This window comes from Arthrobacter sp. TJ-266 (assembly GCF_058269115.1).
Genome location: NZ_JBZCNC010000003.1, coordinates 117,139 through 140,297, shown reverse-complemented (window position 1 = coordinate 140,297; position 23,159 = coordinate 117,139). Strand labels below are relative to the sequence as shown.

General features: G+C 70.1%; 25 protein-coding genes and 3 tRNA genes. 21 read left to right on the top strand and 7 right to left on the bottom strand.

The genetic code is table 11. The features are described from left to right. The first annotated feature begins 266 nt into the window (after window positions 1-266). Window positions 267-977, top strand: a complete 711-nt coding sequence (locus AC4D12_RS09310; RefSeq protein ID WP_490949644.1) for a helix-turn-helix transcriptional regulator — start codon at window positions 267-269, stop codon at window positions 975-977. Between the two features lie 12 nt (window positions 978-989). On the opposite strand, the gene AC4D12_RS09305 is transcribed toward AC4D12_RS09310, so the two are convergent. Continuing rightward, window positions 990-1,265 carry a hypothetical protein gene (locus AC4D12_RS09305; protein WP_490949643.1) on the bottom strand — a complete coding sequence of 92 codons (276 nt, stop codon included), beginning with the start codon at window positions 1,263-1,265 and terminating at the stop codon, window positions 990-992. Between the two features lie 161 nt (window positions 1,266-1,426). Next, the gene (locus AC4D12_RS09300; protein WP_490949642.1) at window positions 1,427-2,347 is read right to left on the bottom strand and encodes an AEC family transporter; all 921 of its coding nucleotides are present in this window, start codon (window positions 2,345-2,347) and stop codon (window positions 1,427-1,429) included. A gap of 231 nt (window positions 2,348-2,578) precedes the next feature. Here AC4D12_RS09300 and AC4D12_RS09295 point away from each other — a divergent pair, with 231 nt between their 5' ends. The 4 genes from AC4D12_RS09295 (at window position 2,579) to AC4D12_RS09280 (ending at window position 5,545) form a co-directional block, all read left to right on the top strand. Continuing rightward, on the top strand, window positions 2,579-2,920 hold the full coding sequence (locus AC4D12_RS09295; protein WP_490949641.1) for a thiamine-binding protein: 342 nt from the start codon (window positions 2,579-2,581) through the stop codon (window positions 2,918-2,920). A 25-nt stretch (window positions 2,921-2,945) separates the two neighbouring features. Beyond that, window positions 2,946-3,485, top strand: a complete 540-nt coding sequence (locus AC4D12_RS09290) for a GNAT family N-acetyltransferase (RefSeq protein ID WP_490949640.1) — start codon at window positions 2,946-2,948, stop codon at window positions 3,483-3,485. Next, window positions 3,482-4,324: a spermidine synthase gene (locus AC4D12_RS09285; protein ID WP_490949639.1), complete on the top strand. Its 843-nt coding sequence runs from the start codon at window positions 3,482-3,484 to the stop codon at window positions 4,322-4,324. Before AC4D12_RS09290 ends, AC4D12_RS09285 begins: the two co-directional genes overlap by 4 nt. A gap of 78 nt (window positions 4,325-4,402) precedes the next feature. Next, window positions 4,403-5,545, top strand: coding sequence for a cation:proton antiporter domain-containing protein (locus AC4D12_RS09280; protein ID WP_490949638.1), 1,143 nt, complete (start codon window positions 4,403-4,405; stop codon window positions 5,543-5,545). 85 nt (window positions 5,546-5,630) lie between these two features. On the opposite strand, the gene AC4D12_RS09275 is transcribed toward AC4D12_RS09280, so the two are convergent. The 3 genes from AC4D12_RS09275 to AC4D12_RS09265 form a co-directional block, all read right to left on the bottom strand. Next, window positions 5,631-6,149, bottom strand: a complete 519-nt coding sequence (locus AC4D12_RS09275) for a GNAT family N-acetyltransferase (protein ID WP_490949637.1) — start codon at window positions 6,147-6,149, stop codon at window positions 5,631-5,633. Window positions 6,150-6,233: 84 nt separating this feature from the next. Beyond that, on the bottom strand, window positions 6,234-7,547 hold the full coding sequence (locus AC4D12_RS09270; RefSeq protein ID WP_490949636.1) for a hypothetical protein: 1,314 nt from the start codon (window positions 7,545-7,547) through the stop codon (window positions 6,234-6,236). Window positions 7,548-7,769: 222 nt separating this feature from the next. Next, a complete protein-coding gene (locus tag AC4D12_RS09265) occupies window positions 7,770-9,221 on the bottom strand; it encodes an NCS2 family permease (RefSeq protein ID WP_490949635.1) in 1,452 nt (483 codons plus the stop codon). 157 nt (window positions 9,222-9,378) lie between these two features. Between AC4D12_RS09265 and AC4D12_RS09260 the strand changes: the two genes are divergently transcribed. Beyond that, window positions 9,379-10,005 carry a copper resistance CopC family protein gene (locus tag AC4D12_RS09260; RefSeq protein WP_490949634.1) on the top strand — a complete coding sequence of 209 codons (627 nt, stop codon included), beginning with the start codon at window positions 9,379-9,381 and terminating at the stop codon, window positions 10,003-10,005. A gap of 137 nt (window positions 10,006-10,142) precedes the next feature. On the opposite strand, the gene AC4D12_RS09255 is transcribed toward AC4D12_RS09260, so the two are convergent. Beyond that, entirely contained in the window at window positions 10,143-10,796 is a 654-nt protein-coding gene (locus AC4D12_RS09255) for an FAD-dependent monooxygenase (RefSeq protein WP_490949633.1), read from the bottom strand. Window positions 10,797-11,049: 253 nt separating this feature from the next. On the opposite strand from AC4D12_RS09255, the gene AC4D12_RS09250 reads away from it, so the two are divergent. Beyond that, on the top strand, window positions 11,050-12,081 hold the full coding sequence (locus AC4D12_RS09250; RefSeq protein ID WP_490949632.1) for a universal stress protein: 1,032 nt from the start codon (window positions 11,050-11,052) through the stop codon (window positions 12,079-12,081). Between the two features lie 8 nt (window positions 12,082-12,089). On the opposite strand, the gene AC4D12_RS09245 is transcribed toward AC4D12_RS09250, so the two are convergent. Continuing rightward, the gene (locus AC4D12_RS09245; protein WP_490949631.1) at window positions 12,090-12,461 is read right to left on the bottom strand and encodes a metallopeptidase family protein; all 372 of its coding nucleotides are present in this window, start codon (window positions 12,459-12,461) and stop codon (window positions 12,090-12,092) included. 185 nt (window positions 12,462-12,646) lie between these two features. On the opposite strand from AC4D12_RS09245, the gene AC4D12_RS09240 reads away from it, so the two are divergent. The 14 genes from AC4D12_RS09240 to AC4D12_RS09175 all read left to right on the top strand — a co-directional run bounded on the left by AC4D12_RS09240 (window position 12,647) and on the right by AC4D12_RS09175 (window position 23,073). Continuing rightward, window positions 12,647-12,719, top strand: a tRNA-Glu gene (locus AC4D12_RS09240). Window positions 12,720-12,807: 88 nt separating this feature from the next. After that, window positions 12,808-12,881: transfer RNA gene (locus AC4D12_RS09235), tRNA-Asp, on the top strand. Between the two features lie 70 nt (window positions 12,882-12,951). Then, window positions 12,952-13,024: transfer RNA gene (locus tag AC4D12_RS09230), tRNA-Phe, on the top strand. A 185-nt stretch (window positions 13,025-13,209) separates the two neighbouring features. Beyond that, on the top strand, window positions 13,210-15,225 hold the full coding sequence (locus AC4D12_RS09225; RefSeq protein WP_490949630.1) for an alpha/beta hydrolase: 2,016 nt from the start codon (window positions 13,210-13,212) through the stop codon (window positions 15,223-15,225). Window positions 15,226-15,492: 267 nt separating this feature from the next. Further along, on the top strand, window positions 15,493-15,993 hold the full coding sequence (locus AC4D12_RS09220; protein ID WP_490949629.1) for a hypothetical protein: 501 nt from the start codon (window positions 15,493-15,495) through the stop codon (window positions 15,991-15,993). Between the two features lie 144 nt (window positions 15,994-16,137). After that, on the top strand, window positions 16,138-16,674 hold the full coding sequence (locus AC4D12_RS09215; RefSeq protein WP_490949628.1) for an Asp23/Gls24 family envelope stress response protein: 537 nt from the start codon (window positions 16,138-16,140) through the stop codon (window positions 16,672-16,674). A 7-nt stretch (window positions 16,675-16,681) separates the two neighbouring features. Continuing rightward, entirely contained in the window at window positions 16,682-16,873 is a 192-nt protein-coding gene (locus AC4D12_RS09210; protein WP_490949627.1) for a DUF2273 domain-containing protein, read from the top strand. After that, complete coding sequence (locus tag AC4D12_RS09205; protein WP_490949626.1) at window positions 16,870-17,265, top strand: hypothetical protein; 396 nt, start codon at window positions 16,870-16,872, stop codon at window positions 17,263-17,265. Before AC4D12_RS09210 ends, AC4D12_RS09205 begins: the two co-directional genes overlap by 4 nt. Next, the gene (locus tag AC4D12_RS09200) at window positions 17,262-17,864 is read left to right on the top strand and encodes a DUF6286 domain-containing protein (RefSeq protein ID WP_490949625.1); all 603 of its coding nucleotides are present in this window, start codon (window positions 17,262-17,264) and stop codon (window positions 17,862-17,864) included. Before AC4D12_RS09205 ends, AC4D12_RS09200 begins: the two co-directional genes overlap by 4 nt. Continuing rightward, on the top strand, window positions 17,861-18,517 hold the full coding sequence (locus tag AC4D12_RS09195; RefSeq protein WP_490949624.1) for a hypothetical protein: 657 nt from the start codon (window positions 17,861-17,863) through the stop codon (window positions 18,515-18,517). Before AC4D12_RS09200 ends, AC4D12_RS09195 begins: the two co-directional genes overlap by 4 nt. 171 nt (window positions 18,518-18,688) lie before the next feature. Next, the gene (locus AC4D12_RS09190) at window positions 18,689-20,035 is read left to right on the top strand and encodes an ABC transporter substrate-binding protein (RefSeq protein ID WP_490949623.1); all 1,347 of its coding nucleotides are present in this window, start codon (window positions 18,689-18,691) and stop codon (window positions 20,033-20,035) included. Window positions 20,036-20,130: 95 nt separating this feature from the next. Further along, the gene (locus tag AC4D12_RS09185) at window positions 20,131-21,096 is read left to right on the top strand and encodes a carbohydrate ABC transporter permease (RefSeq protein WP_490949622.1); all 966 of its coding nucleotides are present in this window, start codon (window positions 20,131-20,133) and stop codon (window positions 21,094-21,096) included. 74 nt (window positions 21,097-21,170) lie between these two features. Next, the gene (locus AC4D12_RS09180; protein ID WP_490950117.1) at window positions 21,171-22,058 is read left to right on the top strand and encodes a carbohydrate ABC transporter permease; all 888 of its coding nucleotides are present in this window, start codon (window positions 21,171-21,173) and stop codon (window positions 22,056-22,058) included. A 4-nt stretch (window positions 22,059-22,062) separates the two neighbouring features. Beyond that, entirely contained in the window at window positions 22,063-23,073 is a 1,011-nt protein-coding gene (locus AC4D12_RS09175; protein ID WP_490949621.1) for a LacI family DNA-binding transcriptional regulator, read from the top strand. Window positions 23,074-23,159: the final 86 nt, after the last annotated feature.

The following is a 23,159-nucleotide window of genomic DNA, read 5'->3' as shown; positions in this document are numbered from 1 at the left end:
GGGCCGCTCCGGGCCCGACTCCTACGGGCAACACCGTAGCGGGCGCAGGAATTCCGCGCCCGAGTATCGTCGGGGACCGCTGCCCGTCGTGGGCCTGCATATCACGGCCGGGCGGCTACATCTTCGCTGTCCCACCGGTCAGAATTGGGCTCAAGTATTCTGCGGCAAATGTCCGAGTGGTCAGTACACTGAACGAGTAGCCAAGGGGGGCTGCTCGTTCACGGCAAGGCGGGGGCATGAGACCAGCTGTACGAGTGCAGGACTGCGTGAAGGTTCATCTTGCGTCCCGCGACGTCCTGACGATCGCCGGCCTCAAGCAGCTCATGAAGCCCTGTTCCTTCATCACGGTGACCGGGACGAGCGCATCGGAGCAGGGCACGCTCGTCGCCCTCCGCTCCGCCGTCCCCGATGTCCTGGTCATCAGCGCCGCCGGCGAGCGCGAGATCCACGCCCTGGCCCGCGCGGCCCGCTCCGTGGCCGAGAACCTCAAGATCGTCGCGCTGGCGGACGAGAAGCTCGCGCCCCTTCTCGCCGCGGGAATCCAGACCCGCCTCGAGGGCATCCTCGTGCGGGGCGGCGACCATCTGGAGGACATCGGCGCCGTCCTGCGGATCGTCCACCGCGGCGGTCGGGTGACCTCCGAGTACCACGAGGCGGTGCCGGCGTCGGCCGCCCCGCGGGTCAATCCTCGCCTGGCCGCCCGGTTGAACTCCCTGACCGGCCGCGAGACCGTCATCCTGCAGGATCTCGCGAAGGGCCGCACCAACGCGCAGATCGCCCAGCCCCTGCATGTCAGTGTGGCCACCATCAAGGCCGACCTCGCGAACATCATGCACAAGATGGGCGCAGCCGGTCGCGTGGAGCTCGCGGTGCTGGCCGCGCAGTGCGGTCTCGTGGGCGAGGGCAGCATCGCCCGCTCCGCCGGGGAGGGTGACCGCCGCTCACGCCGCCCGGACGACGTCGGTCAGTTCGCCTGACGCGGCCCGCCATCAGCGCTGCTCGCCCACCCGCTCCTCGATGGCGTCAGCGGCGTCGTCCGCCTGATGATCGACGACGAGCCTGAGGCCCGGCCCGGAGTCCCGCTCGTCGAGCTCCTCCCGTAGTTCCTCCTTGCGGGAGGAGGTCTCGGCGTCCACCTCGCCCGCCGTCGCCACCTCGTGCTCCATCTCGCGGTGCACCTTGCTGTTGAGGATCTCGACGTCGTCGGTACGCAGCCTGCGGAGATCCGCGGGGAATGGTTCGTCAGGGGTGATCCGGCTCTTCATGCTGTGTCCTTCCGCGTACCGGGACCCGCCCCGGTGACAGCGAGAATGCTAGGTCGCGACAACCGGGTGCGACAAGCAGGGTACTGAGCGCTTCGAGAACGCGGGCCGTCGCGTTCCGGGCGCCGCCGGCAGGATCAGTCCCGGCGGCGTCACGGCAGGTCTCAGGCGAGCAGGGCGGCAACGACCACGAGCGCCGGGATCGCCAGGACCGACGAGAGCAGCACGGTGTCCCTCGCCAGGGGGATCCCGCGCCCGTAACGGCTGGCGAACATGAACACGTTCTGCGCCGTGGGGAGGGCGGAGACCACCACGGCGCCGAGCAGCATGGCGCCGTCGAGCCCGAAGGCGAAACGGGCCACGAGGTAGGCCGCCACGGGCATCAGGGCGGTCTTCAGGAGAGTCGCGATCACCACCTGCAAGCGGTCCGGGCCCGCCTTGAGCGGGCGGCTCCCGGGCAGGGACATGCCGAACGAGATCAGCACCATGGGGACGGCGGCTGCGCCCACCAGCGACACCGCGTCCCACACGGGGACGGGCGGCTGCACGCCGGTCGCGGCCACCACGACGCCGAGGATCGACGCGATGATCATCGGGTTGCGGAAGGGCTGCGTCAGGACCGCCCGGACGGACGGCTTCCGGCTGGAGCTGAGGTCGAGGACCGTGAGGTAGAACGGCGCGAGCACCAGGAGCTGGACGAGGAGCACGGGCGCGATCAGCGTCGGGTCACCCAGCGCGTACACGGTGATGGGGATGCCGATGTTGTTGGCGTTGACGTAGGAGCTCGCCATGGCGCCGATCGCCGTCTCGGCTGCGGGCCGCCGGAAGAGGAAGCGGCTGATCAGCACGTAGAGCCCCGCGATCGCCAGTGAGGACAACAGGGCCACGGGAACGTAGGCGGAGAACACCGTGCCGAGATCGGCCTCGGCCAGCACGGTGAACAGCAGGGCGGGGTTCGTCACGAAGAACGCCACCTGGTTGAGGGCCTGGCCGGCCTGTGGTCCGCCGATCACGAGGCGGCCGGCGACGTAGCCGACGAGGATCACCGCGCCGACCACCGCGAACCCGCTGAGCAGACCGAGCATCCCATCTCCCTCCGCGCCCCGTTCCTCCCTCGAACCTAGCGGGTACGGGCCTGCGCGCACCTGTCGCGTCCTTCCACGCGGTCCGCCGCGGCGGGCGGCCCTTCCCGGGGGGATCTGCACCCGCGCAAGGGAACATGCGCCCCGGGTCCGCCGCCCGGCGAGCCCGGCAACGGCTCCACCACCGGGTGGAACCCGCTCCCGACCGCGGACCTCCCGTGCCAGACTGGACCCATGCTCGTAGCCTTCAGCGTCGCCCCGTCCGGAACCTCCGAGATCTCACGCGAGAACCCCGAGGGGTCGGTGCACGACGCCGTGGCCGCCGCGGTCGCCGTCGTCCGTGAATCGGGACTGCCGAACCACACCGACGCCATGTTCACCACCATCGAGGGCGAGTGGGACGAGGTCATGGCCGTCGTCAAGAACGCCACCGAGGCCGTGGGCCGCTACGGCAGCCGCGTCTCGCTGGTGCTGAAGGCGGACATCCGCCCCGGCCGCACCGGCGAACTGACCGGCAAGCTGGAGCGGCTCGAGGCGGCGTTGGCCGAGCAGGAGCAGTTCGAGGGTCACTCCTGATCCACCCGGCTACTAGGCTGGAACGGTGACACAGCTTCCCTCGCCGACGCTGCGGTACCTGATCCGGCCTGCCGGCGTAGAGGATGCCGAGGTCTACGCCCGCACCCACGTGGCCGGTCTCCACGAGACGTACGAGCGCATCATGCCGCGCGAGTACCACGAGTACTACGACGCCGAACTGCCCGCGATCATCGAGCGGCGCCGCGCCGCTCTCGAGGAGTCGGAGCGTACCCCCGGGAGCGCGCAGAGCTGGCTGGCGTTCGACGACGACGGCGAGCCGGTGGCCGTCGCCATGTCAGGGCCGGGGCGCGACGACGACCGCCCGGACTTCGAGCTCCACCACATCTACACGCTGCGGTCCACGCACGGCAGCGGGCTGAGCCAGCGGTTGCTCGACACCGCGATCGACACGCGGGGCGCGTACCTCTGGATCCTCGACGGCAATCCGCGCGCCGAGCGCTTCTACGTCCGCAACGGTTTCCGCCCCGACGGCACGTCGATGCTGTGCGGCCCCACCTGGCACTACCGTCCCATGTTCCGCATGGACCGTCCGGATCAGGGGTGACGGCGCGGGGTCAGGGCCCTCGCCCGGAGATCGGTGAGTTCCCGATCGACACGGGGACCTGCGAGCTCGAACCCGATCCGTACAACCCGAACGGCTGGGTGCTGCGCATCAACGGCGTCCCCAGCTCCCACATCGACGTCGCGGACCCGCTCCGGCTCGACTTCGAGTACATGCGCTGGATCGCGTCCCTCGTCGATTCCCGCTTCCCCGCGACGTCCCGCCTGAGGGCGCTGCACCTCGGCGGCGGTGCGTGTTCCCTGGCGCGCCGGTTCGCGGCCTCGCACCCGCAGGCCCGGCAGGTGGTCGTCGAACTCGACGGCCGGCTCGCGGAACTCGTGCGCGAGTGGTTCGACCTCCCGCGGGCACCGCTGCTGAGGATCCGCGTCGGCGAGGCGCGCGCCGTCACGGAGTCGCTGAGCGAGGCGAGCCGCGACCTCCTGATCCGCGACGTCTTCGCCGGGGCCGTGACGCCGCCGCCGCTGACCACGGCCGAGTTCACCCGGGCGGCCAAGCGTGTCCTCGCGCCCGACGGCGTCTACGTGGTCAACTGCGGCGACAGCCCCGACCTGAGGACGGCCAAGCGTGAGGCGGCGACCATCGCCGCGGAGTTCACGCACATGGTGATCATCGCCGACCCCGCCATGCTTAAGGGCAGACGCTTCGGCAACGTCATCATCGCCGGGAGCGATGCCCCGCTCGGCGGTTCCCCCGGCCTCGTCCGTGAGCTGCTCGGCGGCGGCGTGCCGGCCCAGCTCTGGCAGGACGCCCGGGTCAGGGCCTTCGCAGCCGGAGCGCAGGGCCTCGCGGATCGACCCTTCGGCGTGCCACCGGCGGAGTGAACCCCGCACGGTGATCGACGCGAAGTGATCCCCCGCCCGGGGTTCTCCTCCCACTGAACTTGCACGGTGGAACTGGGCGTGCTCGGCATCATCGGTATAGCGGTCCTCGTCTCCGTGGCCGTCCTCTCGCAGCGCGTGAGGGTGGCCGCGCCGTTGCTGCTCGTGGTGGTCGGTGCGGCGGTGGCCGACTTCGCGTTCGCCGTCGTCGTCGCCGGGATCTACACCGGGCACCGCAGTGCCAGCCACCTCGACGCCCGGGCCCGCATCAGTGACAACGTCAACTGGCGGACCGTCCAGTTCCTGCTCGAGAACGGCGTCTTCCTGCTGATCGGGCTCGAGATCCGCGGGCTGCTGCAGAACATCGACGAGTCGCTGCTGACCGTTGGGCAGACGGTCATGATCGGGCTCCTCGCCACCCTGGTGCTGATCGCGCTGCGCTTCCTCTGGGTGTTCCCCCTCGTGCTGCTCATGCGGAGGCTGCCGAGCAGGGCTGCCCGCCGGTCGCTCCAGCTGCGCCGGGGCCTGGGGCGCCTGAAGAAGCTACCCACGCTCGACGCCCGGCAGGAGCGGCGCAAGCGTGCCCTGACCCGGATGTACGAGCGGAGGCAGGCGGACCTCGACCTCGAACGGCGTGAGGGGTTCGGCTGGAAGGGCGCCACGGTGCTCGGCTGGTCGGGGATGCGCGGCGTGGTGACCCTCGCCGCGGCGCAGTCGCTGCCGTCGTCGTTCGCGTACCGCGAGCAGCTCGTCCTGATCGCGTTCACGGTGGCGGTCACCACCCTTCTGGTGCAGGGCAGTACCCTGCCCTGGCTCATCCGGGTGCTGCGCATCGAGGGGATCGACGTCGAGTCGGACCGCGAGGAATCAGCCACCCTGTTCGACGAACTGCGGACCGAGGGGCTGCGGGTCCTCGAGGATCCGGCGCCGATCGTCGGCGAGGGCGTGGAGGTGGACCAGGACGTGCTGGACCGCGTGCGGACGGACACGGGGATGCGCTCCGAGTTCGAGTGGGAGAAGGCCCGCCTGCCGGAGCAGAGGCTCGTGCGCTCCCCGCACCGCCAGTACCGCGACCTCCGGCTCGCCGTCCTCGACGCCGAGCGGCAGGCGCTCCTGGCCGCTCGCTCGCGCGGAACCTACTCGTCGCGTGTCCTCGCGAAGGCCCAGCGCATCCTCGACGTCGAGGAGACGCGGTTGCGTCCGCGGAGCGGGCCGTCCAGCTGAGGACCACCGTGACGGCGAAGCACGGGCTCGAGGACCTCGTCGGAGGAGGAGGCGCTCCCGAAGATCATGCTCACCGAGTCCGCCGTCACGCGTCGAGGCGCCACTGGTCCAGATGTACCTTCTCCCCGCGTTGGGTGCCGAGAGAGCTCCCCACCACCCTGAATCCTGCACGAGCGGCCACCCGTTCGCTCGCGGTGTTGTCGGAGATGGTCTCGAGCATCACGGCGGCGAACCGCTGGGCGAACAGCCATTCGTTCAGGAGCCGCACGGCGAGAGTTGCCGTGCCACGGCCCCGACCGCGCGGGGCCAGGACGTAGAAGACCATCGGCATGGAGACGTCGAGCAGTCCCATTCCCGCGGTGCCGACCGCGACGCCGTCCACCACGACCGCATAGCGGCCGGCCAGGCGTTGCTCGTGGCGTTCGTGCGACCGGATGATCCGGCGTCGCGCGCTTGCCTCGTCGAGGTCGGAGGGGTAATAGGTCCAGCGCGGCACATCGGGTACCCGGCTGAGCTCGTACTCGAGCCGCCAGTCCTCGTCCCGGAGGGTGCGCAGCGTCAGCGGGCCTCGGCGCAACTCATCGGGCAGGGCGACGGGGAACACGGAGCTCCACTCCTCGGGATGGTCGGGCGGTGGTGCCGACAGGCTACGCCACAGCCCGCCCTGCCGCTCGTCACGGCTCACGGCTCACGGTGGGGGAGCACTGCGTTCCCGGCGCACTGACGTCTCCCGCCCCATGATTCCCGATCGCCGGACGCCCCGGATGACGGCCACCGCGAAGGCGATCCGGGCCGTCAGCAGGACCGACCAGATGTACTCCGGCTCGCCCAGTCCCAGCCCTGCCAGGACGAGCAACGCGGGGAGGGTGAACGCGCAGCTCACCAGGAACAGGGCTCTCATGCCGAACGTCGGCGCCTCGATGATCTTCATGGAGGCGAAGAGAAAGCCCGTCACGGGTTCGAGCAGCAGCTGGGCCGCGAGCAGCCCCACGAGGACGAGGCTCACTGATTCCGGGAGGATCCCCGCCACTTCGAGCAGGAGGAGCACGACGGCGCCTGCGGCCAGGAGTGCGGTGACCACGACCAGCATCCGGCGGACCAGCTCGCCTTTCAGCTCACCGGCGGCGACCGAGAGGCGGCCGCCGACCATCCCGAATTGCTTGAGGGGCAGCACCAGTGTCCTCACGAGTGCGGTGGCGGTCAGTACCGCGGCGCCGGCGTCCACGTCCTGCCACGTCGCCACGAGGCCGGCGGTGAGGAAGACCGACATCAGGATCAGTCCGTCCGCCGCTGCTGCTGCCACGGGAGGCACCTGCCTGAGGGTCGCCGACGGGGCCCGGAGGACGGTGGTGAGCGCCTCGCGCCACAGCCCATCGAGTTCCGTGTCCCAGGCACGGCGGACGGCTCGGGATCTCAGGACGAGCACCGTGGCGTCGGACGCGGCGTTGACGAGCGCCACGCAGGTGAGAGCGAGCACCGCGTTCTCAGGGACCATTCTCGTGACCACGATCGCCGAGGTGAGGGCGACACCCGCCGAGATCAGGCTGAGTTGCAGGACCTTCCCGTCGGCGTTCCTGACCTGCAGCAGGCCGGTCTGCCAGGAGGTGAAGACGGTCGCGACGAGGCTGATGATCGAGACGTACCAGTAGACGACGAACTGGACCGGGTCGATCCCGCCGAGCACCGAGGGAAGGACGACGCCGGCGGTCACCGCGACCACCGTAATCAGGCCCGCCCCGGCGAAGGCCACCGCTCCGCGCTCGATGGCTATGGCACGCGCACCGGCTCCGCCCCGGAGCTTCTTGATCGCGAAGACCGTCGTGATGTTCAGCCCGACCAGCGCCACGATCGTGAGCCCGAGGAACTGCGAGGAGAGACCGAGCGTCGCGGCGGCGGCCGGCCCGTAGGTCGCCCCGATCAGGAGCAGCAGCACGGAGGCGCGCGCACCGGGGATGAACGTGGCCAGCGCCGCGATCGAACCGAGCCGCAGGAACTGCTTCATCGTGCACTCCTCGGGGCGCCATCGTGCCTGATTCGCTTCTCCACCCAGGGACGTCGTCCCGGCCGCGAGCCGACCTGCCGTCGTCGCCCATCCCACTCTGCCGCATCGGAACGTGGGCATGTGCTCAGCTGCCCACGGAAGGAACGCCCACCGTGGGAGGGTCCGAGCCCCCCGAAGTCAGAGCCCGCGGAGTCAGAGCCCCCGGAGTGAGAGCCCGCGGACTCAGAGGCCGAGGAGTTCCTCGATGGGCCCGAGTCCGAAGAAGACGACGAACGCCGCGGCAACGGCCCACATCAACGGGTGCACCTCACGGCCACGGCCCTGGATGGCACGGATCAGGACGAAGGCGATGAACCCGGCGCCCAGGCCGTTCGCGATCGAGTAGGTGAACGGCATGAGGATGAAGGTGAGGAACGCCGGGATGGCGATGCCCCAGTCGTCGAAGTCGATGCGGCCCACCTGCGCCACCATCATGAAGCCCACCACCACGAGCGCCGGGGCCACGGCCTCGAAGGGCACGAGGCTGATGAGCGGGGTGAAGAACATCGCGAGCAGGAACAGCACGCCGGTCACCACGTTCGCGAGGCCCGTCCGGGCGCCTTCGCCGATGCCCGCACCGGACTCGACGTAGATCTGGTTGGAGGAGACGGACCCGGCTCCGCCGGCCACGGCTCCGAGCGCGTCGACCACGAGCACGCGGTTCACGCCCGGGATGTTTCCCTTCGCGTCCACGAGCTTCGCCTCGTTGGCCAGGCCCACCATGGTGCCCATCGCGTCGAAGAAGATGCTGAGCAGGATGGTGAAGGTGAGCAGCAGCGCCGCGGTCCCGCCGAGGTGCCCGAAGGCCCCGAACAGGCTCACGTTGCCGATCAGGCTGAGGTCCGGCACGCCCACCCATGCTCCGGAGGGCAGTTCGGGAACCACCAGTGACCATCCGGCGGGGTTCGGTTCCTGCCCGGGTGTGAAGCTCGGCCCCACATCGAACACGGCCTCGAGGACGACGGCGAGAGCGGTGGCGGCGAGCACGCCGATGAGGATGCCGCCGCGCACCTTGCGGACCACCAGCGCGATGGTCAGGATGAGGCCGACGACGAACACCAGCGTGGGCCAGCCGATCAGCACGCCGCCGAAACCGAGACCCACGGGCACCGTGGTGCCGGCGACGTCGGGCACACGCCGCACGAAGCCCGCGTTGACGAGCCCGATCAGCGCGATGAAGAGTCCGATCCCGACCACGATCGCCGTCTTCAGGCTCTCGGGTACCGCGTTGAACACGGCCGTTCGGAACCCGGTCAGCACCAGGACCAGCATGGTGAGGCCAGCCAGCATCACGAGGCCCATGATGTCCGGCCACGTGAGCCCGGGATTCGTGGCGACCGTGATGGCCACGAACGCGTTGACGCCGAGGCCGGTGGCCAGCGCGAACGGGTACTTGGCCCAGGCGCCCATCAGGATGGTCAGCACGCCGGCCACGAGCGCGGTGACGGCGGCTACCCGCTCGAACCCGAGCTCCGCTCCCGAGGAGTCGGCGCCCGCGAGGATGAGCGGGTTCAGCACCACGATGTAGCTCATGGCGAAGAACGTGGCGAGGCCGCCACGGATCTCCCGGGAGAACGTGGACCCCCGCTGCGTGATGTGGAAGTAGCGGTCCAGCACGGAACCGGTGGTGAGCATGGGGATCCTTGGGCGGAAGGGGCGTGGACGGTCGCAGGAATTCTATCCGGCGGCCTGTGACGAACGTGTTTCGCCCCTTCGTCGGCCGGAGGTGCTGCACGGGCTGTCGAAGCCGCCGGTCCAGCGGGCCCTCAGGGTCTCCGCGTAGGCTGGTCGTATGGCTGCCCTCCCGTCCCCGCCCGCACAGCGTCCCGAGCCCGCGGAGGCCGGTCGCCGTCGTCGCCCGGCCCTGGCCCCCCTCGTCACCGCCGCCCTGCTCGCGCTCGCGGTGTTGATCGGCGGGAGCGCCCCGGCCAGCGCGCACGACGAGCTGACGGGCACCACCCCGGCCGAGGGTGCCTCCGTGGCCGTGCTGCCTCCCAGCCTGGAACTGAACTTCTCGAACGTTCCCTCGGGCCTCGGCGCCCAGGTGCAGGTGGTGGACGAGTCGGGTACCGACTGGGCTGATGGGGCCGTGCAGATCGTGGACCGCACCGCCACCCAGGCCCTCCGCGCCGGTGCGCCGGCAGGGGAGTACACGGTGAATTGGCGCGTGGTCAGCTCGGATTCCCACCCGATCGAGGGTTCGTTCGTGTTCACCGCGCAGCAGGGCTCGACGACGGTGCCCGACGCCGCCGGTACCGCGGCTCCCGTGGAGACACAGGAGGACCAGGCGGGCGAGATCCAGACGGCGGGAGTGAGCGATTTCCCGTGGAGCATCGTGCTCATGATCGCCGCGCTGGTGGCGATCGCCGTCGCACTCGCGGTCACCGCGCGGAAGCGGTTGGGCGCCGGTCGGCAGTAGCCCGGAACGCCCTTACAAGGAGCGCGCAACGCCCCTGGCAGGAGCTCGCACAGGGCAGCTCCTGCGCTACAGGGCCGGTTCGGGACGCGATCAGGCGAGTGCGGTGTGGAGCCTCGACGGCCGTCAGGCCCGCAGGATCAGGCGCGCAGCGGGGAGATCGCCGCGAGCGGCGGGGTGAGCCGGTTGAGGGCGGAGGGTCCCTGCGCCACGATGGCGTCGCTGACCAGCTTGGCCTGCCGGACGATCTCCCGCGTGGTGGGTGTGAGCATCTCGCCCACGCCCACGAGGTGGAGCCCGATGGAGCGGAGCGCCGCCTTGAGGTCACGGCCGATCGCGATGCCCATCGATCTCAGGAACTTCCGCAGTTCGTTCTGCGGGTACTTCGTGAGGACCACGTGATCGGCGAGGAGCACGCCGTCGGCCGTCTGGACCGCCCACTTCTTGCGGCCCACCGGGGTGGTGAGGAGTTTCGGGTGTCCGATGATGCTGAGGTGCTCTGCCACGGTGGTCTGGCGGACGTCGAGCTGGTGGGCCGCGGCGTATCCGCGGAGCAGGCGCATGAGCTCCGTGCGTTCCGTGAGGGAGATGGTGTCCGTCATGACGGTGCGCATGGCGCCGGAGTCGGCGCATTCAAGGCTCTCCACGACGATCGAGTCGATCCCGCGGCGGCTGAGCTCACTCGCGACGGCGAGGCCGGAGAGCCCTGAACCGATCACCACGGTGCTCGTGGACTCGGCGGCCTGGGGCATCGCGGACGCTGACCGGGCCGGGTCGAGCGGCAGGGAATTCACCAAAGAACCTCCACGAAGCATTGGTTCCGTACGGCCCGGCGCCTCTTCCGGGCCGTACGGACTCTTGGCTGCGAACGGGTCAGCCAAGAGCACTACGCGCGGGGTTCGTCCCGGAATTCGGGAGACCCCCGCAACGGGTCACTGAAGACTATAGAACTTCGAGGGTGGTGGATAGACCGATCCGGACCTCGTGCGCTACAAAGGGTGGACCCGCTGCGGCACGTGGTGGGAGTGGGGCCGAGGGAGGTCTGCCGTGGGCAGTGAACACGCACGAGGGTCATCGCCGGAGTCCCGGCCGGCGCCGGTTCCGCACGGCGTCGTCGTCGGCGTCGACGGTTCGGACCAGAGCACCTGCGCCCTGCTGTGGGCGGCTCAGGAGGCGGCGCGTCGCCGGGCTCCGCTGTACGTCGTGACCGCCTACACGGTGCCGGTCTTCGCTGCCTCCAGCATGGACGCCGGGTATGCGACGGTGGACGACGACGTGATCCGCGAGAGCGCGCAGACCGTCCTCGCCGAGTCCGTCCAGCACCTCGACGGCATGGACCTCGAGGTCCACACGCGCATCGAGGCCGGTGACGCCGCGGGCGTGCTGCTGGACCTCTCGGAGGACGCGGAACTCATGGTGGTCGGGTCCCGCGGCCGCGGCGGCTTCGTGGGAAGGCTCCTGGGGTCCGTGAGCAGTGCGCTCCCCGCTCATTCCACGTGCCCGACGGCGGTCATCCCCGTGTGCACGGGGGCGCGGCTCGGGCGGCCGGACCTCGGGCAGAAGTCCGCGAAGGCCGGGAGGGGCCGCATTGCGCCTCCCGCCACGGTGGAGGACGTGGTGGTGGTGGGCGTCGACGGTTCCGAGCAGGCGCGGATGGCCTCGCTCGTCGCCGCCGAGGAGGCGCGCGCCCGTGACCGGAGCCTCCGTGTGGTCTGCTCGGTGGCTCCCTTCAACGGTTCGCTGGCCTGGGTGCCGGCACCCGTGGACCGCGAGGCCCTGCATGCCGACCTCGCCGTCCAGCTCGCCGCCGGCCGTGACTGGCTGCAGAGCCACTACCCCGACGTCGAGATCACCGTGGAGCTCAAGGACGGCCCTCCCGCCGAGGTGCTGATCGCCGCGTCCGCGACGTCCGAGCTGCTCGTCCTCGGGACGCGCGGCAGGGGAGGGTTCGCGGGCATGCTCATGGGGTCCACCAGCCAGGGGGTGCTGCATCACGCGCGAGGCCCGGTGCTGGTGGTCCCGGACCGCCCGGACCCGCGCCTGGAGGACCGCAAGCGTTTCGGCCCGATGGTGCGCTGAGCGCTCGGTCAGCCCCACCCGAGTTCGTGGAGGCGCTCGTCGTCGATCCCGAAGTGGTGGGCGATCTCGTGGACCACCGTCACCAGGATCTCCTCCACGAGGTCGTCGCGCGAGTCGCAGAGCCGCATGAGGGGGCCGCGGAAGATGCTGATGCGGTCGGGGAGGGAGCCGGCCTCCCACCAGGAATCGCGTTCGGTCAGCGGGGTGCCCTCGTAGAGTCCGAGGAGTTCGGTGTCCGCGGGTTCGCCGGGCGCCGGTTCGTACTCCTCGACCACGAAGATCGCCACGTTGTCCATGGCCTGGGCGAGATCGTCGGGTATGCGGTCGATCGCGTCGTCGACGGCTTCCTCGAACTCTTCCCGGCTGATCTCGAACGGCACGCCCTGATCGTACCGACCCGCGCCGCACCCGCCGGTCAGGCCGATCAGGCGCGAGGCAGGGTCCGGGAAGCAGATTTTGTGGATCGGGAAGCGAGCCCCTATAGTTTTACAGGTCCACGACGGGGAGAGACCCACCGGAAGAGCACGTGTCCGGGGAGTCGCAGGAACCCCTCCCGTGGGTCCGGGCCCCCATCGTTTAGCGGCCTAGGACACCGCCCTTTCACGGCGGCAGCACGGGTTCGAATCCCGTTGGGGGTACGCAGGTCATCGCCTCTAGGGGCGGTCGGTCGACCGGACAAGTGCTGGTAGGCTGAAAAGCCTGCACACGTGAAAATGCAGTTCGCAAGGCCCTGTAGCGCAGTTGGTTAGCGCGCCGCCCTGTCACGGCGGAGGTCGCGGGTTCAAGTCCCGTCAGGGTCGCTCAGGCGGCCGGAATCCTCGAGGAAACCGGCTCGGCTGGAGACGGTGATCATCACTACGATGGTCGCAAGGCTCTGTAGCTCAGTTGGTAGAGCGTTCGACTGAAAATCGAGAGGTCACCGGATCGACGCCGGTCGGAGCCACGTCGAGAAACCCGCACTTCCCCCAGGGAAGGCGGGTTTTTTCGTGTCCCCGAAAGCCTCTCCCGGCGGGGACCTGGGCGTGCTGCGCCTCCCCGTCGGCTCGCGGCAGCTTCTCCTCGCAATCTGGGAACGTTCCCAGTAGGTTCGTGAACGTCCCTGTTCAACGAAGAAGTTGGAGCACGCGCATGCTGCAGTACCCCTCCCCGTTCCTCCGCCGGCTGGTCGCGTCCCTCGCGGTGACCGCCGTCGTCCTCAGCCCCGCGCTCCCTGCCGCGGGCGCCCCCGCGCCCGGAAGCCCGACCACCATGAGCCCGATCGCGCCCGCCGCGGAGGGTGCCGCATCGGTGAACCTCGATCTCTCCGGTACCTGGAAGTTCGTGGCCGGAGATGCCCCCGAGTACGCGGACCCGGCCTTCGACGACGCCGCCTGGACCTCCCTGCAGGTCCCGCAGACCGACGGCGCCCCCCAGTTCGCCGACTACGACGGCTTCGGCTGGTACCGCCTCACCTTCGACCTCCCGGCCGGTGCGGACGGCCAGAACCTCGTGGCCTCCCTCGGGTTCCTCGACGACGTCGACGAGGCCTTCCTGAACGGTGTGAAGATCGGCGGCTCGGGATCCATGCCGCCGAACGCGCAGAGCCAGTGGTTCGAGCAGCGGCTCTACCCGGTGCCCGCCGACGCGCCCGTCTTCGGCGGCACGAATACGCTCGCCGTCCGGGTCTACGACATGTCCGGCGGAGGTGGCTGGTACCAGGGCCCCGTGGGGATCTTCTCGAAGGACGCCGTGCGCGAGGAGGTCTACGGCATCGCCGGAGCGCCCGCGGACACGGCGACCACCGCCTGGGTCACGGACCTGCTCGAGCAGCAGGCCGATGCGCTCGCCCGCGGCGACGTGGACGCCTACCTCGAGACCCTCGCCGGCGGCTACTTCCACGACGGCCGCGACCTCGAGCGGCGTGAGCGTGAACTGCGCGACTGGGTCGCCGCGTCCGGGACGCTCCGGCTCGACGACGCCGGCGTGGAGGTCATCGCGGCCGAGGACGGGCGCCTGCTCGTCGACACGAACCGCACCATCTCCGGCACGAAGGACGGCGTCCCGTTCGACTTCCAGCCCCGCACGCAGGAGTTCCTGACCATCGACGCCGCCACGCGGACCGAGAGCGGCAACCTCTCGCGGTTCTTCCGGGACGCCGTCGAGTCCGACCTCGAGGGCGCACGGCGCGAGTACGTGACGTACCTGCCGCCGTCCTACCTCGAGGAACCGAACCGCGAGTACCCCGTGGTGTACCTGCTCCACGGCGTGAACGGCGGCAGCCGTGAGTGGGAGCCGCGTGACTTCGGCGCCACCCTCGACGCGCTGTACACCTCCGGCGGGCTCGAGGAGTCGATCGTCATCATGCCCGACGGCGAATCACTCTGGTACGTGGACAACGAGGGCGGCACGCCCTGGCGCAGCATGTTCATCGACGACCTGATCCCGCAGGTCGACGCCGAGTACCGGACCATCGCGGACCGTGAGTTCCGCGGCCTCTCGGGCGTGTCCATGGGCGGCTTCGGCGCGTATTCGATCGGGCTGGCGCATCCGGAGCTCTTCTCGTCCCTCGCCTCCCACATGGGCGCGCTGAACCTCGCGCCGGCCGTGGTCGGCGTGACCTCACCCGGCGGACCCCCGGGGCAGTCGCTCTCCCCGCTCGCCGACGTCGCCGCGAGGACCACGGAGCAGCTCTCGCAGTACGACTTCTTCTACGACGCCTGCGAGGAGGACGACTTCCGCTTCGACAACGCCGTCCGCTCGCTCGACGGCCTGCTGACGGCCAAGGGCGTCCTGTACACCTCGGCGATCTACCCCACCGGACGTCACAACGACGACTGCTGGGTGCCGCGCGTGGCGGACTCCTTCGGCCTGCACTCGCACCACGTGCGTGAGGTCCTCGAGGCCGACACCACCGCTCCGACGGTGGCGCTCTCGCTCGATCAGGCCTCGCGCACCGTGAGCCTCTCGGCCACCGACGCGTCCGGCCTCGCGCGCCTCGAGTACTCCCTCCGCGCGAAGGGCCCGTTCACGGAGTACGTGGAGCCCATCGCCCTCGGCAAGGGAGCCGCGACGGTGTACGTGCGCGCGGTCGACGCCGCTGGTAACGCCAGCGCTGTCACCGAGGAGAAGTTCCTGCCGCCGAAGGCGAAGGGCGGCAAGCGCTGACCACGGGCCCTGCTGGGAGGAAGGTGCACGGGCGCCCTCCTCCCAGCGAACTCCGGGGTGGTTCGCCTACCATCACAGAGGGCCGTCACGGCGCTCCTGCTGTTGCCTCTGGGAACCATCGAGGAGAGTAGTGGGGGTTCCGCGCGTTGTACCCCTGGTGCCGCACCGCGCGCCTGGAGAACCCGCACCATCCGAGAACGCACCACCGCGAACGTACCGAGCACGCAGGGGCACGTGCCGTGCGCTCACCGAGTCGAGAGGGCACCCGTGAGACTGCTGTATCCCGCCATCGGGCTCTGCGTCCTCTCGTTGGCCCTGACCGGATGCAGCACCGGTGGGTCCGCACCCACCGAGACCATGCTCTCCATGCCGGCCAGCCCGTCTCCCCCCACGGAGGGCCCGGCGCCGACCCCGGACCCGCAGGCGGGTGACGCCTCGGGAACCGGCCCCGACGGCGGCGCGCGGCCGGATGCCGTTCCCGCCACGGCGTCACCGCACTGCGTGATCGTGGCCGGCGGGGTGACCACCGCGATGCTGGCGCCCCTCACCCTCCGGTCCGAGAGCGATCCGAAGGAGCTCGTGGCACTCCGGCAGCAGATCCTCGACCTCCGCGGGAAGGTGCCTGCCGACCTGCAGGACGACTTCGAGGTCATGGCGGAGTCCGTCGAGGCACCTCCGCGCGGTTCGGGCACGTTCGACGAGCGGTCCTTCCGGGACGCGATGGTCCCCGTGCAGGACTGGCTCGCGCAGCACTGCGCCCACTCCTGAGGACACCGGTGCGTCGGCCGCCCGAGGCCGCTGCCCGACGTCGATGAGTAGCCCGCCGCAGGACGTCGGTGCGTCGGCCGCAGAAGGCCGCGCCGGTGCGTGCGCAGTGGCTTAGGCTGGGCTCACGCGAAAGGGGACCGTCCGATGATCGATCAACCGAGTGCACCGCCGCCGCTGACCGGCGTCGCGCCTGCCGGGAGGACCGTGATCGGCGATCCGGCGGCGGCGAAGATCGCAGCCATCGCCGCACGAGCCGTTCCCGGTGTGCACACCCTCGGGGCGGGGAGCGGCAGAGCGCTCGGGGCCATCCGTGACGCCGTCGGAGCCTCCGATCTCTCGCACGGCGTGAAGGTGGAGGTGGGCCAGACCCAGCTCGCCGTGGACATCAGCCTGATCGCCGAGTACGGGTACCCGCTGAACGTCCTTGCGGACACCGTCCGCGCGGCGGTGTACGACGCCCTGACCGATCTCGTGGGGCTGGAGGTCATCGAGATCAACGTGGAGGTGCTCGACGTGCACCTGCCGCAGCCCACGACGTCGGACGCGCGCGCCGAATCACCCGCCGACTCACGCGCGGGTTCGAGGTCAGGGGCGCGATCGGACTCCGGGTCGTTCCCCCAGCGATCGGTGGAGCCGAGCGCCCGGCCCACCGGAGCCACCCCCGTCACGATCGTCGAGTGAGGACACCATGACTCCCACCACCCTCGGCATGCTGACCGGGGCGGTCCTCGCCTTCGCCGCGCTGATCTTCGGCTTCTGGGGCTTCCTGCTGACCCTCGTCCTGGTGCTCTGCGGCGCCGTCGTGGGGCGTGTCGTGGAGGGCAAGCTCGACGTCCGCGGCGTACTCGACGCCCTGTCCGGCCGACGCTCGTCGTCGTGACGGCGGAGCCCTCCCTCGCCGACGCGCCGTCGGCACGCCCGCGGACGGCGGCGGGGCACAACCGCATCACGGGCCAGGCCCTCACCAGCACGGCCAGGGCGGTGGCGGGCGAGGTGCTCGGCGTCGAGCCCTCACAGGTGCGGGTCACGCTCTCCGACGACCGCGGTCTGCTCGCCCTCCTGCTCGCGCTGCCCCTGTCCGTGCCTCCGCTGACCCGCGTGCTGGAGGATCCGGCCGTGGTCGGAATCTTCGGCGGCCCCCTCCGGGAGCGCGCCGAAGCCGCTCGTTCGCCCATCCGCGAGCGTGTGCAGCAGCTCACCGGGGCCCACGTGAGCCGCGTGGACATCCGCGTGGTCGGGACCACCGTGACGAGAGGCGCGAGGGTCCGGTGAGCGTCCCGCCCGCCGACCGCGCGACGGCGCCGCACATCGCGCGGCTCGTGCGCCGCGAACTGCACTCCTCACGCGCCGTTGCCTCCGTCGTCACAGCCGCACTGCTTGTGCTCGCCTGCCTCGTCCTTCTGTTCGAGGTGCTCCTCGAGGCAGCGCGGGACGAACCGTTCCTGCTCAACCTCGACGCCGCGGCGGCCTGGCTCGGGGCCCTGCCCGGTGGCGTGCCCCCCTCGCTGCTCGGGGCGGGGTCCGCGCTTCTCCTCGTCCTGGGCGCACTGCTCCTGATGCTGGCCCTGCTGCCCGGCAGACGGGCGCGCTACACCATCCCGGACGGGCGGGCCGCCGTCGTCGTGGATGCCGAGGTGGTGGCGTCCTCCCTGGCGCGCCGCGCCCGGCTCGCCGCCGGCGTCACGCCGGAGCAGGTCCTCGTGACCGTCGCGAGGTCCTCGGTCTCCGTACGGATCAGGCCCACCTCGGGTATCCCGGTGGACGCCGAAGCCGTGCGGCTCGCGGTCGCCGACGATCTCGAGCGCGCGTCCGTCAGCCCGCAGCCACGCATCTCCGTGCAGGTCAGCGAGTCAGGGGTGATCGGCCAGTGAACACCACGCCGCGTCTGCTGAACAGGCTCGTGCTCGCCGTCGTCGGGCTCCTCTGCCTGGCCGCCGGAGCGGCAGGGATAGCCCTGCTCGTGCTCCCCGGTGCCGCCTCGTGGTGGGGAGACGCCGCGCCGCGGGTGGGGGAGACCCTGCAGGGCGTCCGCGCGGACACGACGGCCGCGGGGCAGCCGGACACCTGGTTGTGGATCGCTCTCGCGGCCGGGCTCGTGCTGCTGATCGTGCTCCTCGTCCTCTGGGTCCTCGCGCAGGGCAGGGGCCGCGCCGGAGTGTTCCTGACCGGGGCGGACGGCCCCACGGGGCGCGGCACTGCCGGCAGCAGCGGCTCTGAGGGCACTGAGGGCACTGCCGGCACGGTCACCATTTCCGCCGCCGCGGCGGAGCAGGTCCTCAGGGCAGCGCTGCTGGAGCGGCCGGATCTCGTGGGGGCGTCCGTGAGCACGTGGTTCGTGCGCGGCGTACCGGGGCTCCGCGTGCGGGTGCAGCCGCGCAAGGGCACGCCACCCTACGAGGTGGCGGCGGAGGTCTCGCGGCTGGTGGAGGCGCTGGACGCCGTCATGGGTACATGCGTGCCCGTGCTGATCAGCATCCGGACCGGAAGCCGTGTGCGGTGGTCGAGGGCAGAGCGCGTCGTCTGAGGTGTGAGCCGGGTCACGGTTCCGTATCGATCCCGGGATATCCACAATATCGCTGGATGTAAGCGCTTACTGTTGCGGAACCGAATCAGTGAGGCGGCACACGACCGGTAGGGCGGCAGCGACGCCATGAACCCTCGAACGGTGTACCGCACGACAAAGGAGTCTGTTTCAATGGCGAACATTCGCTCACGGAAGTTTGTGCTGCCGGTTGCGGCACTCAGCGTTTCCCTCCTCGCCCTTGCCGGGTGCGGTTCCGAAGGATCCGACGGCGCCGGCGCAACCGACGCAGACTGCGCCGACTACGAGTCCTACGGGACCTTCGACGGCGCCGAGGTCAGCGTCTACTCCACGATCGTGGACCTCGAGGCGGAGCGCCTCGAGGAGTCCTGGGCCGACTTCAGTGAGTGCACCGGCATCGAGGTCGCCTACGAGGGCTCGAAGGAGTTCGAGACCCAGATCGGTGTCCGTGCCCAGGGCGGCACCGCACCCGACCTCGCGATCTTCCCTCAGCCCGGTCTCCTGGCCGACCAGGCACCGAACCTCAAGCCGGCGCCCCAGGCCGTCTCCGATCTGGTGGACGAGAACTGGTCCGCGGACTGGAAGACCTACGGCACCGTGGACGGCACGTTCTACGCGGCGCCGATGCTCGCGAGCGTCAAGGGCTACGTCTGGTACGTCCCGGCCACCTTCGAGGAGAAGGGCTGGGAGGTCCCCACCACCTGGGACGAGATGCAGGAGCTCACCGAGAAGATCGCCGGCGAGGATGAGGAGATGAAGGCCTGGTGCGCCGGCTTCGAGTCCGGTGAGGCGACCGGCTGGCCCGGGACCGACTGGGTCGAGGACGCAGTGCTCCGTGAGCACGGCCCCGAGGTCTACGACCAGTGGGTCACGCACGAGATCCCGTTCAACGACCCCAGGATCGTCGACTCGTTCGACCGCGTGGGCGAGATCCTGAAGAGCGACGACTACGTCAACGGCGGTTTCGGTGACGTCCGGTCCATCCTCTCCACGGCGTTCGCCGAGGCGGGTCAGCCCGTACTCGACGGCTCCTGCGCCATGCACCATCAGGCCTCCTTCCAGGCCGCCAACTGGCCCGAGGAGACCGTGGTCGCGGAGGACGGCGACGTGTGGGCCTTCATCACGCCGCCGATCGATGCCTCGCAGGGCACCGCGATCACCGGCGGCGGCGAGCTCATCGGAGCCTACGCCGACCGTCCCGAGGTCCAGGCACTCCAGACCTACCTCGCCAGCGCGGAGTTCGCCAACACCCGCGTGGCCCTGGGCGGGGCGATCAGTGCCAACACGGGCCTGGATCCCGAGAACGCGCAGTCGGAACTCGACCGTCAGTCCATCGAGCTGCTGCAGGACCCGAATACGGTGTTCCGCTTCGACGGCTCGGACCTCATGCCCGGCGCCGTCGGTGCCAACTCCTTCTGGAGCGGCATCGTGAACTGGATCAACGGCTCCTCCACGGAGGAAGTCACGCAGACCGTCGAGGACAGCTGGCCCTCCTCCTGATCGGGTAGCGGGACGGGTGGCACGCCGACTCCGGTCGGCGTGCCACCCGTCCGCACCTGCTTCCCCTCGACACCCGCACCCCAGGAGGCCCGGCCGTGGAAGACATTGCAGAAAAAGGTATTCAGGTGGTCATCGGGCTCGCGGTCTTCGCCGCGATCATCGGACTGATCATGCTCGTGGTGGATCGTGCGCCGAAGTCCGGCAGGGAGAAGATCCAGGTGGCGGCGTTCCTCGCGCCGGCACTGATCCTCCTGGCGGTCGGGCTCGTGTTCCCGGCGCTCCAGACGTCCTACCTCTCCCTCACGGATCGCAACGGCGACTTCGTGGGGCTCGACAACTTCGTATGGATGTTCACGCAGGCCGAGGCTCTCGTGACCCTGCGGAACACGGTGATCTGGGTGGTCCTCGTGCCCCTCCTGGCGTCGTCGATCGGTCTCGCGTACGCGGTGTTCATCGACCGCGCGCGCGGCGAGAAGGCCCTGAAGGCCCTCGTGTTCATGCCCATGGCCATCTCGTTCGTGGGAGCCGGCGTGATCTGGCGCTTCGTCTACGCGTACAAGGGCCCGGAGCAGGATCAGATCGGACTGCTCAACCAGGTCCTCGTCTGGTTCGGCCAGGAGCCCAAGCAGTTCCTGCTCGATGCCCCGGAGAACACCCTGTTCCTCATCGCGGTCATGATCTGGATCCAGACGGGCTTCGCCATGGTGGTGCTCTCGGCCGCGATCAAGGGCATCCCGACCGAGATCGTCGAAGCGGCACGGCTCGACGGCGCCAGCGCGTGGCAGCAGTTCCGCAACGTCACCATCCCCACCATCCGTGGCTCGCTGATCGTCGTGGTCACCACCATCACGATCGGCACGCTCAAGGTCTTCGACATCGTCCGGACCATGACCGCCGGTCAGTACGAGACCTCCGTGGTGGCCAACGAGATGTACACCCAGGCGTTCAGGGCGGGTGAGCCCGGTAGGGGCGCTGCGCTGGCGCTGGTCCTGTTCCTCCTGGTGCTGCCCGTGGTCGTGTACAACGCCCGGCTGCTCCGCAAGCAGAAGGAGATCCGATGAGTACGGTGCCCCTCGAGAACAAGGAGCCGCTCCTGCCCGAGGTCGTCGAGGAGACACCGCAGGAACGCCCCACGATGCAGAAGCGCGTGAAGCAGCGCCTCACCTCGCGCCGCGCGACCGCTGCCGCCGTGATCATCGCGATCATCTGGACGGTGCCCACGTTCGGCCTGCTGATCTCCTCCTTCCGCCCGGAGGACAACATCAAGGGCAACGGGTGGTGGAACGTCCTCACCGACCGCCAGTTCACGCTCGAGAACTACGCCGACGTGCTGAGCCCCGGCGGGAGCCAGTCGCCCAACCTGCTCTCCTACTTCGTGAACTCGCTGGCGATCGTCATCCCCGGCACCATCTTCACGCTGGTGCTCGGGGCCATGGCCGCCTACATGTTCGCCTGGGGGAGGTTCCGGGGCAAGGACGGCCTGTTCATCTTCGTCTTCGCCCTGCAGATCGTGCCCCTCCAGATGGCCCTGATCCCCCTGCTGCAGCTGTTCACGCAGGTGCTCACGATCGGCGACTTCCAGCTCCTGCCGTCCGGCACGTACGCGCAGCTCTGGGTGGCGCACACCATCTTCGGCCTGCCGCTGGCCATCTTCCTGCTCCACAACTTCATCGCGGAGATCCCCGGCGAGGTCATCGAGGCGGCTCGGGTGGACGGTGCCGGTCACAGCACCATCTTCTGGCGCATCATCATCCCCCTGGCCACGCCGGCGCTGGCCTCCTTCGGCATCTTCCAGTTCCTGTGGCTCTGGAACGACCTCCTGGTGGCGCTCGTGTTCTCGGGCGGAGGCGCCGACGTCGCGCCCATCACCCAGCGCCTCGCCGAGATCCAGGGCTCACGCGGTGGCGAGTGGCAGCGGCTCACGGCGGGGGCCTTCGTGTCCATCATCGTGCCGCTGGCCGTCTTCTTCGGCCTGCAGCGCTACTTCGTCCGGGGCCTGCTCGCCGGAGGCCTGAAGGGTTGAGGGTATGACCAGCATCGACGACGTCGCGGCATCCCTCGGGGTGTCCACGGCCACGGTGTCCCGGGCCCTGCGCGGGCTGCCGGGCGTGGCCGAGCAGACACGCGAGCGGGTGACCGCGACCGCGAGGAAGCTCGGCTACGTGCCGTCGTCGGCGGCATCCGGGCTCGCCTCCGGCCGCACCATGGCCATGGGCGTGCTGGTCCCCGTCATCGATCGATGGTTCTTCTCGGCCGTGCTCGAGGGAGTGGACCGCCGGTTGCGCGCTGAGGGCTACGACCTCATCCTGTTCAGCCTCGGGGGCGACGGCGTCAACCGCGACCGCGTGTTCCACCGCTCCATCCTGCGCAAGCGCATCGACGCCCTGCTGGTGATGTGCATGCATCTCACCGACGAGGAGCGGGAGGCGGTGCAGCAGCTCGACTACCCCACGATCGTGATCGGCGGGGCGGTCGAGGGCGTGCGCCATGTCGGCATCGACGACGCCCAGGCCGCCCGCGACGCCGTCTCCCATCTCATCGCGCTCGGCCACACGGACATCGCGCACATGCGCGGCGGCGGGTCCTTCGACATCGACTTCGAGGTGCCACGGATCCGCGAGCAGGCGTTCCGGGACGTGATGGGCGAGCACGGTCTCACGGTCCGTGAGGAGCGGCAGGCCTTCGGTGACTTTCGCTTCGGTACCTCCCGCACCGCTGCTCTCGATCTCCTGGCCGACCCCGCCGACCGGCCGACGGCGGTCTTCTGCTCCTCCGACGAGATGGCCTTCGGTGTGCTGACGGCCGCTCGGGAACTCGGGGTGGCAGTACCGTCCGAGCTCTCGGTCATCGGTATCGACGACCACGAGTTCGCGGCACCCCTGGGTCTCACCACCATCCGCCAGGATCCCGGGGAGCAGGGCGCGTACGCGGCGGACCTCCTACTCGGCGAGCTGCTGCGGAGCGCTCCGCCCGACTACCCGCCGTCGCGCCCGCACGCGCTGATCGAGCGGTCGACCACGGGGCCGGTGCCGAAGTAGAGCGGGCCCGGCCCGGCCCCGTCAGGACGGGCTGGCGGCCTCGCCAGGACGCACGAGCAAGCCGGTCAGGACGGGCTGGCGGGCTC

Coding starts and splice junctions, on each gene's coding strand:
- AC4D12_RS09305 (WP_490949643.1), bottom strand. CDS start 1,265: ATGAAGAGCCGGATCACCCCTGACGAACCATTCCCCGCGGATCTCCGC.
- AC4D12_RS09300 (WP_490949642.1), bottom strand. CDS start 2,347: ATGCTCGGTCTGCTCAGCGGGTTCGCGGTGGTCGGCGCGGTGATCCTC.
- AC4D12_RS09295 (WP_490949641.1), top strand. CDS start 2,579: ATGCTCGTAGCCTTCAGCGTCGCCCCGTCCGGAACCTCCGAGATCTCA.
- AC4D12_RS09270 (WP_490949636.1), bottom strand. CDS start 7,547: ATGAAGCAGTTCCTGCGGCTCGGTTCGATCGCGGCGCTGGCCACGTTC.
- AC4D12_RS09265 (WP_490949635.1), bottom strand. CDS start 9,221: ATGCTCACCACCGGTTCCGTGCTGGACCGCTACTTCCACATCACGCAG.
- AC4D12_RS09260 (WP_490949634.1), top strand. CDS start 9,379: ATGGCTGCCCTCCCGTCCCCGCCCGCACAGCGTCCCGAGCCCGCGGAG.
- AC4D12_RS09225 (WP_490949630.1), top strand. CDS start 13,210: ATGCTGCAGTACCCCTCCCCGTTCCTCCGCCGGCTGGTCGCGTCCCTC.
- AC4D12_RS09215 (WP_490949628.1), top strand. CDS start 16,138: ATGATCGATCAACCGAGTGCACCGCCGCCGCTGACCGGCGTCGCGCCT.
- AC4D12_RS09210 (WP_490949627.1), top strand. CDS start 16,682: ATGACTCCCACCACCCTCGGCATGCTGACCGGGGCGGTCCTCGCCTTC.
- AC4D12_RS09190 (WP_490949623.1), top strand. CDS start 18,689: ATGGCGAACATTCGCTCACGGAAGTTTGTGCTGCCGGTTGCGGCACTC.
- AC4D12_RS09180 (WP_490950117.1), top strand. CDS start 21,171: ATGCAGAAGCGCGTGAAGCAGCGCCTCACCTCGCGCCGCGCGACCGCT.
- AC4D12_RS09175 (WP_490949621.1), top strand. CDS start 22,063: ATGACCAGCATCGACGACGTCGCGGCATCCCTCGGGGTGTCCACGGCC.